Origin of the sequence: Streptomyces sp. MS06 (genome assembly GCF_047200655.1) — a bacterium.
GTDB lineage: Bacteria > Actinomycetota > Actinomycetes > Streptomycetales > Streptomycetaceae > Streptomyces.
The window spans coordinates 68,921-83,899 of sequence record NZ_JBJZOJ010000004.1 but is presented as its reverse complement, the minus strand read 5'-3'; the positions used below and the strand labels follow the sequence as shown (position 1 = coordinate 83,899).

The 14,979-nt window shown below is 75.0% G+C and carries 11 protein-coding genes; 5 read left to right on the top strand and 6 right to left on the bottom strand.

Annotated elements, in window-relative coordinates; genetic code table 11:
- Window positions 1-88 precede the first annotated feature (88 nt).
- Window positions 89-823 (bottom strand): TetR family transcriptional regulator, encoded by a 735-nt coding sequence (locus ACL02U_RS03375; protein WP_412789076.1) that lies wholly within the window; start codon window positions 821-823, stop codon window positions 89-91.
- A gap of 165 nt (window positions 824-988) precedes the next feature.
- On the opposite strand from ACL02U_RS03375, the gene ACL02U_RS03370 reads away from it, so the two are divergent.
- On the top strand, window positions 989-1,834 hold the full coding sequence (locus ACL02U_RS03370) for a hypothetical protein (protein ID WP_412789075.1): 846 nt from the start codon (window positions 989-991) through the stop codon (window positions 1,832-1,834).
- 53 nt (window positions 1,835-1,887) lie between these two features.
- Here the strand turns inward: ACL02U_RS03370 and ACL02U_RS03365 are convergent, their stop codons facing one another.
- The 5 genes from ACL02U_RS03365 to ACL02U_RS03345 all read right to left on the bottom strand — a co-directional run bounded on the left by ACL02U_RS03365 (window position 1,888) and on the right by ACL02U_RS03345 (window position 8,915).
- Complete coding sequence (locus ACL02U_RS03365; RefSeq protein ID WP_412789074.1) at window positions 1,888-4,284, bottom strand: SpoIIE family protein phosphatase; 2,397 nt, start codon at window positions 4,282-4,284, stop codon at window positions 1,888-1,890.
- 239 nt (window positions 4,285-4,523) lie between these two features.
- Entirely contained in the window at window positions 4,524-4,898 is a 375-nt protein-coding gene (locus ACL02U_RS03360; protein WP_412789073.1) for a hypothetical protein, read from the bottom strand.
- Between the two features lie 302 nt (window positions 4,899-5,200).
- The gene (locus tag ACL02U_RS03355) at window positions 5,201-6,121 is read right to left on the bottom strand and encodes a MurR/RpiR family transcriptional regulator (RefSeq protein ID WP_412789072.1); all 921 of its coding nucleotides are present in this window, start codon (window positions 6,119-6,121) and stop codon (window positions 5,201-5,203) included.
- 154 nt (window positions 6,122-6,275) lie between these two features.
- Complete coding sequence (locus ACL02U_RS03350) at window positions 6,276-7,817, bottom strand: phospholipid carrier-dependent glycosyltransferase (protein ID WP_412789169.1); 1,542 nt, start codon at window positions 7,815-7,817, stop codon at window positions 6,276-6,278.
- Between the two features lie 378 nt (window positions 7,818-8,195).
- Window positions 8,196-8,915, bottom strand: coding sequence for a nucleoside/nucleotide kinase family protein (locus ACL02U_RS03345; protein ID WP_412789071.1), 720 nt, complete (start codon window positions 8,913-8,915; stop codon window positions 8,196-8,198).
- Window positions 8,916-9,010: 95 nt separating this feature from the next.
- Between ACL02U_RS03345 and ACL02U_RS03340 the strand changes: the two genes are divergently transcribed.
- The 4 genes from ACL02U_RS03340 to ACL02U_RS03325 all read left to right on the top strand — a co-directional run bounded on the left by ACL02U_RS03340 (window position 9,011) and on the right by ACL02U_RS03325 (window position 14,822).
- On the top strand, window positions 9,011-9,751 hold the full coding sequence (locus ACL02U_RS03340; protein ID WP_412789070.1) for an HAD family hydrolase: 741 nt from the start codon (window positions 9,011-9,013) through the stop codon (window positions 9,749-9,751).
- Window positions 9,748-12,090, top strand: a complete 2,343-nt coding sequence (locus ACL02U_RS03335; RefSeq protein WP_412789069.1) for a glycoside hydrolase family 65 protein — start codon at window positions 9,748-9,750, stop codon at window positions 12,088-12,090. The genes ACL02U_RS03340 and ACL02U_RS03335 overlap by 4 nt, the downstream gene beginning before the upstream one ends.
- A 520-nt stretch (window positions 12,091-12,610) precedes the next feature.
- Window positions 12,611-13,492, top strand: coding sequence for a lysylphosphatidylglycerol synthase domain-containing protein (locus ACL02U_RS03330; RefSeq protein WP_412789168.1), 882 nt, complete (start codon window positions 12,611-12,613; stop codon window positions 13,490-13,492).
- A 199-nt stretch (window positions 13,493-13,691) separates the two neighbouring features.
- Entirely contained in the window at window positions 13,692-14,822 is a 1,131-nt protein-coding gene (locus ACL02U_RS03325) for a sulfite oxidase (protein WP_412789068.1), read from the top strand.
- Window positions 14,823-14,979 lie beyond the last annotated feature (157 nt).

Genomic DNA, 14,979 nt, shown 5'->3' with positions numbered 1-14,979 from the left:
CCGTGCGACCGTGCACGCACCACAGAGTATGGCACTCAGTGCCATAGGTAAAGGTACTGCGTACCCCGGAGGGCTGCGGAGTGGCGGATCAGCCGCGCCCGAGCGTCGCCTCGATCTCCCGCACCACCCGCCACAGCGGCGCGTCCCGGCGGGAGACCACCACGACGACGTCCTGGTCCGGCTCGCCGACCGCCGGCCCGCCGCTCGCGCCGAACGCGGCCCTGACGTACTCCAGGGCGTGGTCCACGGCCGCGCTCGCATCGCCCTGCCCGTCCGAGCGCAGCCAGGACCGCAGCGCGTTGTTGTGCGCCGCGACCACGGCCGCCGCGACCGTGTCGGCCCGCAGGATGCCGTCGGGCCGGCCGGCGTAACGCCCGCGCAGGTACTCGGCCATCGCCCGCTCGTAGCGCCACACCACCGACAACTCGTAGGCGCGCAGCCCCGGCACCTTCTTGGTGAGCCGGTACCGCTGCACCGAGAAGGCGGGGTTCTCGGCGTACATGCGCAGCACCCGGCGGGCCGCGTCGCAGACCCGGGCCACCGGCTCGTGCTCCGCGCCGCTCTCCGCGAGGAACGACTTCATCTCGGCGAGGCACCGCTCGTGGTCGGGGAAGACCACGTCCTCCTTCGACGGGAAGTAGCGGAAGAACGAGCGCCGGCCCACCCCGGCCAGCGCCACGATGTCGTCCACCGTGGTCTGCTCGTAACCCCGCTCCAGGAACAGCCGGAAGGCCGCCGTGACCAGCGCCTCCCGCATCGGCGGGCGGACCGCCGCCGTCCCCGTCCGGTCGCCGGACCCGGATGCCGCAGTGCTGGAGCTCATGGATGCGAACGTAGCATCCGCGAGTCAGGATGGCACTCAGTTCCCTCTCGGCAGGGTACTGAGTGCAAGGGGGGAGGGTGCCGGGGCCCGGTTGCCGTACCGGCCACGTAGCCTCGTCGGTGCCGCGGGCCGCAGCCCCGCGCCCCGCCGCCCGCAGGAGTCCCCATGCCCCACGCCCGCCGAGCCCGCCTCCTCTACGTCACGGACCTCGCCTACCCGGCCCGCGGACGCCGCTACGGCGACGAGGACGTCTTCCTCAGCTCCCGTCTGCGCGAGCGGTTCGACCTGGCGTTGTGCCATCCCCGGGACGCGGCCGCGCTGATGGACGGCTTCGACGCCGTCGTGGTCCGCAACAGCGGCCCGGTACTGGGCTACCGGCAGCAGTACGAGGTCTTCCGCGCCCGTGCGACGGCCGAGGGCGTACCGGTGTACAACCCGCTCACCGGCAGGGCCGACATGGCGGGCAAGCAGTACCTTCCGGAACTGAGCGCCGCCGGGTACCCCGTGATCCCCACCGTCGCCGGCGGCACGGGCACGGACCGCCTGCCGGACGCCCGCAGCTATGTCGTCAAGCCGCTGCTGGGCGCCGACTCGATCGGCCTGCAGACCGTCCCGGCGGGCGGACTCCGGGAGGCGGCCGCCGCGCCCGACGTCCTTGTCCAGCCGTGGCTCGACATCCGCCACGAGATCTCCTTCTGCTACGTCGACGACGTCTTCCAGTACGCCCTCTACGCGCCCGACCCGGCGCGCCGCTGGGAGCTGGTTCCGTACCGGGCCACCGACGAGGACCTGCGGTTCGCCCGGCGCTTCATCGACTGGAACGCGATGCGCCACGGCATCCAGCGGGTCGACGCCTGCCGGACCCGCGACGGCCGGCTGCTGCTGGTGGAGCTCGAGGACCTCAACCCCTACCTCTCCCTGGACGCCCTGGACGACGCCCGACGCGACGCCTTCGTGGCGGCGGTGACGGACTCCCTGCACCGCTTCCTGGCGGACGGCACCGCTCGCTGAGCCGGCGCCGGCGCTCCGGTCGCCGATCCGTGCCCGGCAGTGCTTCGGCGCGGCTACCGCCCGGGCCCGGGCTCCACCGGCACCCTTATGTCGAGGACGCACACGTCGTCGCGCTGCTCGCTCTCCAGGGCCGCGGCCAGCCGGGCGGCCGACGCCCCGGCGGTTCCCGGCCCCCTGGACGAGAGGGCGTCGACCAGCCGGGCGAAACCCTGGTCGATGCTCTCCCCGGGCCGCTCCACCAGGCCGTCGGTGTACAGCACCAGCCGGTCGCCGGGTGCCAGATCCAGTTGCGACTCCTCGAACACGGGCTCGTCGGTGGCCCCGAGTAGCACTCCCCGCGGCCGGGTGAGCAAGCGGGCGCTCCCGCCGCGCACCAGGACCGGTGGCGGGTGCCCCGCCTGTGCCCAGGCCAGCCGACGCCCGGCCGCCCGGTAGCGCGCCATGACCATGGTGGCGTTGCCGTGCGGTCCCGGTGCGTGCCTCAGCAGCGAGTTCAGCCGGGCGAGGGCGCCGGTCAGGGAGGAGCCGGTGCTGACCATGCCCTTGGCGGTGAACCTCAGCTGGGCCATCACGGCGACCGCGTCGATGCCGTGACCGGCCACGTCCCCGACCACGAAGAGGGCGTCCCCGCCGGGCAGTTCGATCGCGCTGAACCAGTCGCCGCCGACGTTGAGCCCGGACTGCGCGGGAAGGTACGCGACATCGACCCGCAGTCCGGCCAGCGACCGCGAACCGGCGGGCAGGGGAAGCAGGGCGTGCTGCAGCCGGGCCGCCACGGTGCGTTCGGCCTGCAGTGCCCCGTGCTGGGTCAGCACCGCCCGTTCGCTCTCGACGAGGGCGAGTTCGGCGCTGCGCTGCGCGGTGAGGTCCTGCAGGAAACCGTGCACCTCCACGGGGGTGCCGTGGTCGTCGGCGACCGCCTCCGCCACCAGCCGCAGATGCCGTACCCCCTTCGCCGTGGGAAGCCGGAACGGCAGGTCGAACGCGTGTCCGTCGCGCAGCAGCCGCCCGACGGCGGTGGCCAGCAGCGGCATGTCCTCCGGCACCGCGAGGGCGGCCAGTTCGGTCAGCCCGACCGGGCCGCGCGCCGGATCGCGGCCGAGGATCTCGCAGGCCTCGGCCGACCAGGACGCTTCCTGCGTGAGGAGGTTCCAGGTGGCCCAGCCCAGCCTGCCCAGCCGCTGGACCTCGCTGAGCCGCTGCTCCTGCCGGTCCGAGGGGTCGTGCCGGAGCCAGGTGACCACCAGCCGCTCCCCGAAGCGGGCCACCCGCGCCGAGTAGGTGGTGAGGCCGCCGGCCCCGGTGGCCGAGGTCTCCTGCTGGGCGAAGGGCTCTCCCGCGTACGGCTGCCCCGTGGCCAGGGTGTGCAGGCAGCCCCGCCACAGGGGTTCGGCGGTGACCGTCGGCCGGTAGTCCAGCAGCCGTACGCCCACCAGGTCCCGCCCGGCCCGGCCGGTGGCGTCGACCGTCTGCGGGGCCGCCGCGTCGATCCGGAAGTCCTCGATCTCCCCGCCCGGCGCGCGCAGCGGGGCGAGCAGCAGGGCGGCGCCCGGCAGGGCGTCGAACAGCTCCTGCACCACTTCCGTCGCCGTGTCGGTGCCGCGGTCGTGCGGGGCCTCCAGCACGCGCAGCCGGCCTGCGCAGAGCCGGACCACGGACCGCAGGTGTTCGCGGGTCCGGGGCGAGAAGGGCTCGTCCCGGGCGCGCAGGACTCCGAGCGCCACCTCCGCCCGGCCGCCGGTCGTCACCGGGAGCCACGCGCGGCAGGGCCAGCGCTCCGGAGACTCCCCCATCAGCAGGTACCGCCTGCCGGCTTCGTCGAGGTCCTCGATCCAGCACGGCTCCTGCGTCTGCAGGGCGTGCAGGGCCGCGACGGTGCTGAGCGGCGGCACCTGCCGCCACTGGGCGGCGAGCCGGTCGTCGACACCGGCGTGACCGACCAGCTCCAGACCGCCGGTGGGCAGGCGTGCGTAGAGCATGACGGCGTCGGCGTCAGCGGTCCGGGCGAGCTGCTCCAGCAGTGCCGTCGCAAGGCCCGGCAGGGTGTGCACGTGGATCAGGGACTGTCCCAGGCGGGCGAGGGCGGCGGCGTCGTGGACCGCGACCGCGCCCGGAGGGGCGGACGGTGCCGGCCCGGGGTCCGCGGACTCGGACGGTTCCGTACCCGACGGGCCCGGGTGCGGGGGCAGGCCGCCGAGGGTGACCCAGCACTCCTCCAGCAGGGTGCGCTCGCGGCTCTTGGCGCGCCGGAGCAACTCCTCGTACGCGGCGTCCGGGGAGCAGCCGGTCAGAGCCATCAGCGCGCCCTTGGCCCGTTCCAGGACCGCGGAGGTCGCCATGGCCTCGCCCATCCGGTCCAGCTCGGCGCGCTGGCGGGCCACCACTCCGGTGAGCGCGGCGAGGTCGGGCACGGTGTCCCAGTCGGCCGGTCGGCCCCGATCGCTCGTCACGGAAACGAGCATCGCACAGGGCGGCGGCCCGGATGGCGGTCCCGGGTATACCGATCCGGCGGCGGCCGCAGCCGCGGCCTGCGCGTGCGCGGCCCGCCCCGGCTGCCCGCGGCGCGGGCGGGGGCACCGGCGACGCCGGGTCGCGGTGTGGTGTCGCGCGGTGTCGCGCGGTGATCGGCCGGGCGGCGGGGTGTGCCGCGGCCGGTCAGCGCCCCGAACGGGGTCGGCCGGGTCCCGGGTCAGCGTCCCGCGTGGTGGTCGACCAGGGCCTGGGTCACCGCGCGCACGCTGCGTGCGATGTGCTGCAACTGCATGACCTCGGCGGCGTACAGCTTGATGGTGTGCTCGATGACGGACTCGGGAATGCCGAGCCGGGGCAGGTCGGCGCGTGCGGTCTGCAGGGCGGTCCGGGCCACCCGGGTCTCCTGCTGGACCTGGATCTGCGCGTGCCGGGCGAGCAGCACGGGGTGGCGGATGAGCGCCGGGTAGCTGGCGTAGCGCGCGGGTACCAGCTCGCGCAGCCACTTGGCCGCCGAGCGCTCCCAGTCGAAGGAACCCGGGGGCTTGACCTGGCACGGCCAGTCCGGGCTGATGCGCGTCGTCGTCAAGTGCATGTTCTTCGCTTCCGGCGTCGAGAGGGGTGGTCCGACGGATGGGGCGGCCCCGGTCCAGGGGATGACCGAGGCCGCCACGGGCGCGCGCACATGCGGTGCCCGACCGGACTCCCCGTTCGCCGACGTGGGTAGGGGACGGCGGCTGCGGGGTGGTGCGGCCGAGTGCAGTATTTATATATGCCGAGGACTTGGCAAGGCGTATGAAAACATTCATGCGCGATTTGAAAGGAAAGCTCCCGCACCGACCCATATGATCACGCTGTCGAGGCTCCGGCCGGCACCGCTGTTCTTCCGGTGGAAACTCAGTCGCGCAGGAAGAACTGGTGCTGATCCGCGATCTGCTCGTATTCCTCCAGCCTGGCCTGCACCCGCTCCGGACCGGCGTCCGTCATCGCCTGGAGCAGCGCCGCCGCCATCAGACCGGGCGCGGCGTAGGAGTCGAAGACCAGCCGCGACCCCGTCCCGGTGCTGAAGACGACGTCGCAGGCGTCGGCCAGCTCACCCAGGGACAGGTCGGTGACCAGCGCGACCTTGAGGCCCGCACCGCGCGCGACCCGGACCGCGGTCAGGGTCTCCTGCGCGTGCCGGGGCATCGAGAACGCCAGCACCCAGGTGCCGCCCGCCTCCCGCGACTGCAGCAGAGCGTCGTAGGCCACGCTGCCGCCCCGCGTCACCAGCCGGACGTCGGGGTGCAGACGGCGCGCCGCGTATGCGAAGTACTCGGCCAGGGAGGCGGAGATACGCAGTCCGAGCACCGTCAGCGGCGCGGACCGGGAGAGCCGGCGGCCGACGTCGATGACCTGGTCCGGGTCGGCGAAGTCCCGGCGCAGGTTCTCCAGGTTCCCGATCTCGGCATCGACGGCCGCCTGCAACTCGTTGCTCCGGTTGACCTCGGCCGGCCCCCCGCCGGCCAGCGTGCCCAGGGCGATCGACTGCAGGCGTTCCCGCAGCGCCGGATACCCGCTGAAACCCACCGCACCCGCGAACCGGGTCACCGAGGGCTGGCTGACCCCGACACGTTCGGCGAGATCGGTGATCGAGAGGAAGGCCGCCTCGGTGATGTTCTCGATCAGGTACTGGGCGATGCGCCGCTGCCCCGGCGACAGATGGGGCCCGTCGAACAACTCCCTCAGCCGGGACGTCGGTGACGCCTCCACCTCCGGCGCGGTCTTCCCAGAGGTGATCGCCGATGCCTGAGCGCGAGCCTGCTGCGGCGATGGCACGGCCGCGCCTCCTTTGTCTCCCACGGTGATTCAACATAGCTCACCGCACGCGCCGCACCGGGGCGCTACCGTGCCCTCCGGCGCCCGGCCCGACGCCGCGGCCCGCCCGCCGGCCCGCGCGACGCGGGTCCGGGGCTGCGGTGCGCGGGCGCGGTCACCGGCGGTAGAGGGTGATCGAGTGGCCGACCTCGTCGACCTGCCGGCTGCTGGCGAGGAGTTCGGCCAGCCGCCCGCGCGCCTTCGCCGCGGCCGAGTCCGACACCACGAGCAGCCCGTGCACCCGTGTCACGGGCACCGCCCGCGGATCGGCGGCGCGGATGCCGTAGGCCGACGGAACCCCGCTGCCCTTGTACACCAGCCACACCCGCTCGCCCGGGTACCGGGTGCGCAGTCGGTCGGCCAGCCTGCCCAGGTCCTGGCCCCAGTCCACGTTGGAGTCGTGCAGCAGCCGGTGCGTCGCGGCCGGCCCGCCGAACGCCTCGTTCGCGTAGGGAAGGTAGTACGGGAACGCACGCAGCGAACTGATCGCCACGGTCAGCGACAGCGCCACCGCGGCCGCGGACACCCGGCGCCGGCGCAACGCGCACAGGCACCCCGCCGCCACCGCCCCGAACACGGGCACGAACAGCGCGTACCTGGTGCCGAAGTCCCGCGCTCCCAGCATGGCCGTGGCCAGCAGCACCCCCACCGGTACCAGCACGTAGGGGGCGGCGGCCCGCAGCCGCCGCACGGCGACCAGCGCCACCCCACCCGCCCCCGACGCCGCGAGGAGGCCCAGCGGCGTCTTCACCAGCAGCGCCGCCGGCAGGTAGTACCAGAGCGACCCGGTGTACAGGCGGCCGAACAGGAAACCCTGCCAGGGCAGTTCCTCCAGCCCGAACTGGATCCGCACCCCGTCCCGGTAGGCCGGCGGGAACGGCAGCAGGTCCACCAGCAGGCCGCGCAGTCCGTGCACCGCCGGCACCTGCTCCGGGGCCCACCGCAACCGGGGATCGACCAGCAGGTACGAAGTCCACACGACCGCGACGGCGACCACCGCGAGCACGCCCGCGCCCGCCGCCGCCCGGCGCAGCGCCCGACGCCGGCCGGGCGCACCCCCGCGCCACACCGACACGCCCGCCAGCACCAGCAGCACCGGAACCGCGGGCAGCGCGCTCATCTTCGTGGCCAGGGCCGCACCGAGCGCGGCACCGGCGAGCGGCAGGAACCCGCGCGGGGACCGACGCGCCCGCCACACCAGCCAGACCGCCGTCAGCAGGAACCCGGTGGTGGGCGCGTCCAGGGTCGCCAGCGAACCGTGTGCGACCACATCGGGGCAGAACGCGTACAGCCCCAGCGCGCACAGCCCGCCCACCGGGCCGGCGAGATCCCGGGCGAAGGCGAACACCACGAGCCCGAACAGCAGCGTCAGCACGATCACCGGCAGCCGCGCCCACAGCATCAGCCGCCACGGATCGTTCCCCGACCCGTACAGCAGATGCCGGCCCAACGCGCCCTGGTCGCCGGTGAACGCCGCGTCGTAGTGCGGGTCGGCCACCGCCACCCCGACCGCGATCACCAGTTTGCCCAGCGGAGGATGCTCCGGGTTGTAGCGCAGCCGGTGCTCGTGCAGGTAGTCCGCGGCCGTGCCGACGTACACGGGTTCGTCGATGGTCGGTGTCTGCTGCACGGCCGTGGTGACCATCACGGCGGCCATCTGGCCCAGCAGCACGGCCACGAGAAGCGCCACCGCCCATCGCCGGAGCCCGCGCGCCGACCGCGTCGCTCCGCCCGGATCCCGGGCCCCGGCCGCGCCGGGAGTCACGTCGCGGCCCGCCGCGACCGCCCGCTGTCCGCCCACCTTCACCCCGTCCCGGCGCGGCCACCCGCACTGCGGCGGCGGGCGGCGGGACACGGGCACCCGGCGTCGAGCGTCCGTTCCCCCCGCGCCGACGTCCCGGCGCCTCGCGGCGGCAGCCCCTCTGCCGCACCGGGGAGTACGGCCGGCGGCGCGCCGCGGTTCACCCGGAGCCGAACCCTTCCGTCGGTGCCCCGCCTCCGTCGGTGCCCGGCCTCCCTCAGCGCTCCGCCTCCCTCAGCGCTCCACCCGCGTCGGCGCCGGGTCCTTCGGCACCGGTCCGGCGGCGGGCGCCGGGAGCGCGCCGGGCGGCTGCCATGCGCCCTGCGGCACGACCAGGTCGGCGCGCTCCCGGGTGCCGGCCACCAGGTCCGCGTTGCGCTGGTCGGTGCCCCGTACCCACGCCACCGCCTCCTCGTGCACCTTGCCGAACCGCTCGTGCCGGGCGACCAGCCGCCGCACCCGCTCCTCCTCGGGGACCTCGCAGAACCACACCTCGTCCAGCAGCGGCCGAACCCCCGCCCAGGCGCCCGTCGCCAGCAGCAGGTAGTTGCCCTCCGTCACCACCAGACGGGCGTCCGGCTCCACCGGCACGGCCCCGGCGAGCGGCTGCTCCAGATCCCGTTCGAACCCCGGCGCGTACACCGTCCCACCGCTTCCGTCCTCCTCGCGCAGGCGCCGCAGCAGCGCCACGTAACCGGCCGCGTCGAAGGTGTCGGGCGCGCCCTTGCGGCCGCGTCGGCCCAGCCGGTCCAGTTCGGCGTCGGCCAGGTGGAAGCCGTCCATCGGGACCTGAGCCACCCGGTTCGGGCCGTCGCCGTTCAGGGCCGCGACAAGCTGCCCGGCCAGTGTCGACTTGCCCGCACCCGGGCTGCCCGCGATACCGAGGAGGGCCCGGCGGCGGCGCCCGGCCAGTGCACGGGCCCGGACCAGCAGATCGTCGAAAGTCGGCGGCACACCGCAGAGTCTGCCACCCCGTTCGCGGAACCCGGCCCGCGGATGTGGCGTGTGCCACTCGGTAGGGGAGCGCCGGGACGGGAAACGTGTCCTGTATGACGACGGATCTCGGTCTCCCCGAAGCCATCCAGGCGTGTCTCTTCGATCTCGACGGCGTCGTGACCAGAACGGCGGCGGTCCACGCGGCCGCGTGGAAGGAGATGTTCGACGCCTTCCTGCGCGAGCGCGAAGGCGACGGCGCCAGGCCGTTCGACGACCACGACTACGACGAGTACGTCGACGGCCGCCCCAGAGCCGACGGTGTGCGGACCTTCCTCGCCTCGCGCGGCATCGACCTGCCCGAGGGAGACCCGGACGACCCGGCCGACGCGGAGACCGTGCACGGACTCGGCAACCGGAAGAACGTACTGCTGCTCGACAGGATCCGCACCGAGGGGGTGGAGGTGTACGAAGGGACCATGCGCTACATCGCGGCGGTCCGGGACCACGGGCTGCGCACCGCCGTCGTCTCGTCCAGCGCCAACACCCGCGAGGTGCTGCACGCGATCGGCGCCGAGGACCTGTTCGACGTCCGCGTCGACGGGGTGGTGGCCGCCGAGCGGAAGCTGCCGGGCAAACCGCACCCCGACACCTTCCTCGCCGCGGCAGCCGACCTCGGTGTCCCACCGGGCCGGGCGGCCGTCTTCGAGGACGCCCTCGCCGGCATGGACGCGGGCCGCGCGGGCCGGTTCGGCTTCGTCGTCGGCGTGGACCGGGCCGGGCAGGCCGACGCGCTGCGGGCACACGGCGCCGACCGCGTCGTCCAGGACCTGGCCGAACTGGGAGGCCACGCATGATCACCGAGCGTTCGTACGCAGTCGAGCCCTGGGCCGTCCGGGAGACCTCGCTGGACCTCGACCTGCTGGCGCAGAGCGAGTCCGTGTTCGCCCTGTCCAACGGCCACGTCGGCTGGCGCGGCAACCTCGACGAGGGGGAACCGCACGGCCTGCCCGGCTCCTACCTCAACGGCGTCCACGAACTGCACCCGCTGCCGTACGCCGAGGCCGGCTACGGCTACCCGGAGTCCGGCCAGACCGTCATCGACATCACCAACGGCAAGGTGCTGCGGCTGCTCGTCGACGACGAGCCGTTCGACCTGCGCTACGGCCGGCTGGTCTCCCACCAGCGGACCCTGGACCTGCGCCGCGGCGTGCTCGAACGGGTCTGCGAGTGGACCTCGCCGGCCGGATCGACCGTGCGGGTCCGCGCGACCCGGCTGGTCTCCCTCACCCAGCGGGCCATCGCCGCCGTCTCCTACGAGGTGGAACCCGTCGACAGCCGCTGCCGGGTCGTGATCCAGTCCGAACTGGTCGCCAACGAGAGCCTGCCCGACCCGGACGGCGACCCTCGGGCCGCCCGGGCACTGGAGGCGCCGCTGGAACCGGAGGAGGACTTCGCCGCCGGACCCAGGCTGCGGCTGGTGCACCGCACCCGTCGCAGCGGGCTGCGCGTCGCCGTCGCCGCCGACCACGTCATCAGCGGCCCGGACCAGACCACGACCCGCAGCGAGAGCAACTCCGACGTCGCCCGGCTGACCGTCACCTCCGTGCTGGAACCGGGCGAACGGCTGCGGGTGGAGAAGTTCGTCGCCCACGGCTGGTCCGGCGCCCGCTCCCGCCCCGCCATGCGCGACCAGGTGGAGGCGGCACTCGCCGCCGCCGGGCACAGCGGCTGGAGCGGACTCCTCGACGAGCAGCGCGGCTACCTCGACGACTTCTGGGCGCGTGCGGACGTCGAGGTCGACGGCGACGAGGAGATCCAGCAGGCCGTGCGGTTCGCCCTGTTCCACGTCCTGCAGGCGGGCGCGCGGGCCGAGCGGCGGGCCATCCCCGCCAAGGGCCTGACCGGCTCCGGCTACGACGGGCACGCCTTCTGGGACGGCGAGATGTTCGTACTGCCCCTGCTGACCTACACGTCGCCCGCGGCCGTGGCGGAGGCGCTGCGCTGGCGGCAGAGCACGCTGCCCGTCGCCCGGGAGCGCGCGGCCCAGCTCGGCCTGAGCGGCGCCGCGTTCCCGTGGCGCACCATCGACGGACGCGAAGGCTCCGCGTACTGGCCGGCCGGCACGGCCGCCTTCCACGTCAACGCCGCCATCGCGCACGCGGTCGTGCGGTACACCTCGGCGACCGGCGACACCGGGTTCGCCCGCGAGACGGGTGTCGAACTGCTCGTCGAGACGGCCCGGTTGTGGCGCTCGCTCGGCCACCACGACGCGAGCGGCACCTTCCACATCGACGGCGTCACCGGACCCGACGAGTACAGCGCCGTCGCCGACGACAACACGTACACCAACCTGATGGCGCGGGCGAACCTGCTCGCCGCCGCCGACGCGGTCGAACACCATCCCGAACAGGCGGCCCGGCTCGGCGTCGACGAGGAGGAGAGCGCCGCCTGGCGGGACGCCGCCGAAGCCGTGCACCTGCCGTACAACGACGAACTCGGGGTGCACGAGCAGCACGCCGGCTTCACCCGCTACCAGCACTGGGACTTCGCGGCCACCCGGCCCGACCAGTACCCGCTGATGCTGCACTTCCCCTACTTCGACATCTACCGCAAGCAGGTCGTCAAACAGGCCGACCTGGTGCTGGCCCTCTACACCTGCGACGACCGCTTCGACGAGGACCACATCGCCCGCGACTTCGCCTACTACGAGCCGCTCACCGTCCGCGACTCCTCGCTGTCCGCGTGCGTGCAGGCCGTCGTCGCCGCCCGGGCGGGCCATCTGCGGCTCGCCTACGACTACACCGCCGAGGCGGCGCTGATGGACCTGGCGGACCTGGAGCACAACACCCGCGACGGCCTGCACATCGCCTCCCTCGCCGGCACCTGGACGGCACTGGTGGCGGGCTTCGGCGGCATGCGCCGCGACGGGGACTCCGTCTCCTTCGCACCCCGGCTGCCCGAACGGTTCCGCGGCCTGGCCTTCCGCCTCACGGTCCGCGGCAGTTGCCTGCGCGTCGAGGTGGGCCCCGACAAGGCGACGTACACGCTGCTGTCCGGAGGGCCGCTCACCATCCGGCACCACGGAACACCGCTGACCGTGCACGCCGACGCTCCCGCGGTCGGCGCCGTCCCGCCGCCCGTACGGCGCCCGGAACCCGAACAGCCCCTGCACCGCACCCCGAACGGCCGCTGAGCCGGCCCTCCACCGGGGGCCCGGCGACGCCGCCGCGGCGGTGCGGGGTCCGAACGCCCGCACCCCGCGGCGGCCGGGGAGGGGTGCCGCGGCAGGCGCCTCCGGCGGGACTCCCGGCGCCACCGCACCGGCCGGGGGCGGGGGTTGTGCGCCGCCTGGCCGTACCGCGCGTGTCCCGGGCGCGTTCCGGGGGTTACCTTGGCGCTGCTCCCCGACCCGCGTCGCCCCGGCGGCGCTGCCCCGGGGCGCGGTGGACCCGACGAACCGCAAGGGGAGCACCTATGGCCGACCGCCTCGACCCGGCTTCGACCCCCGCACGGCCCCGCGCGGGAACCGCCCCCGGGGACGCCGGACGGCGCGGAGCGACCCCCGGACCCGACCCCGCGGCGTCCCGCGAGCGGAGCCCCTGCCCGGACTCCCGCCCGCGCGGAGCCGCCGCCGGCACGGGCGGGCAGGGGTGACCCCGCAGTCGTACGCCGACGGCCCCGCACGCCGACGGGCCCGCCGCCACACCCTCCTCATGCTGGCCCTGCTGGCCGTCGCCGCCGGCCTGGCCCGGCGCCACTGGCCGGTGCTGGAACGCGGGGTCCTGCGGCTCGCGGTCGCCGACCACGCCTGGCTCCTGGCCGGAGCCGCCGCCGCAGCCGCGACCTGGTTGTGCGCGGCGCTCGCACAGCAGGGCGCGGTCCGGCGGCCACTGCCACCCGGCCGGCTCGTCGCGGCGCAGTTCGCCGCCTGCGCCGCGAACCAGGTGCTGCCGGCCGGGCTCGGCGCGGGAGCGGTCAACCTGCGCTTCCTGATGCGCTGCGGTCTGCCCGCGGGCCGGTCCGCGGCGGCGCTCGCCGTCAAGGCCGCCGCCGGCGCCCTCAGCCGCTGCGCCCTGATCGCCGCTCTCGCCCTGGCCCGACCCGGTGTGGTGCGCCTGCCGCCCGCCACCGGTCACGGCGCGGCCGTCGCGGCCGCCGCGCTGCTCCTGCTGGCGTCGGTGCCCCTCATCGGGATGCGGCCCCGCTTCCGGCGGGCCCTGGCCACCGTCGTCGCGGACATCCGTTCCGTGCACGCCCGACCGGTCCGCGCGGCGGCCCTGTGGGGAGGGTCGCTCGCCTTCCCGGTCCTGCACGCCCTCGTGCTGATCGCCGTCACCCGCGCCGTCGGCCTGCACCTGCCGCCCGTACTGGTCGTGCTGCTGTACCTGGCCGCGAGCAGTGCCGCCGCCCTGCTGCCCACCCCCGGCGGCCTCGGCTCGCTCGACGCGGCCCTCGCGCTGGCCCTCACCGCGGCCGGCGCCCCGGGCGACGCGGCGGCGTCGGTGGTCCTCGGCTACCGGCTGCTGACCGTGTGGCTGCCGTTCCTCCCCGGCATGCTCGTCCTGGGGCTGCTGGTCCGGCGCGGGGCCCTGTGAGGGTGGTGCCGGACCCGGCCGCGTCCCCCGTCCGGCCGGTCACCGCCCTCCCGGGAGGCCTCACTCGGAACGGGGTGCCGCGGAGCCCGGGCCGCCGGGCCCCGGGCGCGCGCCCCGAAGCCGGAGGGTCGGCCCGGCCGGGCCCCGGGTGCCGTCCCACGCATCGTGCGCGACCGCCGGGACGGCGGATAATGCCCACATGGGCCATCGACTCGCCGACGCGAGTTCCCCCGCCCGGCTGGCCGCCCCCGAGGAGGGCATCGGGCCGGACGAACTCGCGCTCGCCACCAGGAACCACGGTCTCCCCCTCGAGGCGCTCCGCCACGACGTCACCCCGCCCGGACTGCACTACGTCCTCACCCACTACGACATTCCGCACGTCCCCGGCGGCACCGACTGGACCCTCGCCGTCGGCGGCCTGGTGCGCCGCCCGCTCCGCCTGTCGCTCGCCGACCTGGCGGCGTTCCCGCAGGTCACCACCCGGGTGACGCTGGAGTGCGCGGGCAACGGCCGAGCCCTGCTCACGCCCCGCCCGGTGAGCCAGCCCTGGCTGGTCGAGGCGGTCGGCACCGCCGACTGGACCGGTGTGCCGCTGCGGCTGGTGCTGGCCGAGGCCGGACTGGACCCGGCGTCCGTCGACGTCGTCCTCACCGGCGCCGACCACGGTGTGGAACGCGGAGTGGAGCAGGACTACCAGCGTGCGCTGCCCGTCGACGTCGCCACCGGCTCCGCGCCCGAGGTGCTCCTCGCCCACGCCATGAACGGCGCCGCGCTGCCCCCGCAGCACGGTGCGCCGCTGCGGGTCGTCGTGCCCGGCTGGTACGGCATGACGCATGTGAAATGGCTGCGCGAGATCACCGTCACGGACAAGCCCTTCACCGGCTTCCAGCACACGGCCTACCGGCTGCGCCGGGAACCTGAGGAGGAGGGGGAGCCGGTCACCCTGATCGCCCCGCGCGCCCTGCTCGTCCCGCCGGGTTTCCCGGACTTCATGTCCCGCACCCGTGTCGTGCGGCCGGGGCCGCTCACGCTGGAGGGGCGCGCGTGGTCGGGGCGCGCGCCGGTGACCGGGGTGGAGGTCAGCACGGACGGCGGGTCGACCTGGCAGGAGGCGTCGCTCGATCCGGAGGGCGGGCACCGGTGGGCGTGGCGGAGCTGGCGGCACACCTGGACGGCCGTTCCCGGAACGCACGTACTGGGCGCCCGCGCCACCGACGCCGAGGGGAACACGCAGCCGCTGGACCCGCCCTGGAACCGGGGAGGCTTCGCCAACAACCTCGTCCAGCGCGTCCCGGTCCTCTGCCTCGCACCGGAGGACCGGCAGCACTGACCGGAGACAGGACCGGTACTGACCAGGGACCGGCACTGACCCCGGTGCCGGCCGTTCCCGGCGCAACCCGCGGGGACCGGCCAGGGCGGGCGCCACCACCGGGCCGGTACCCGCGGGTCCGGGCGGCCCGGACCCACCGGAGCGGTCGGCACCGACC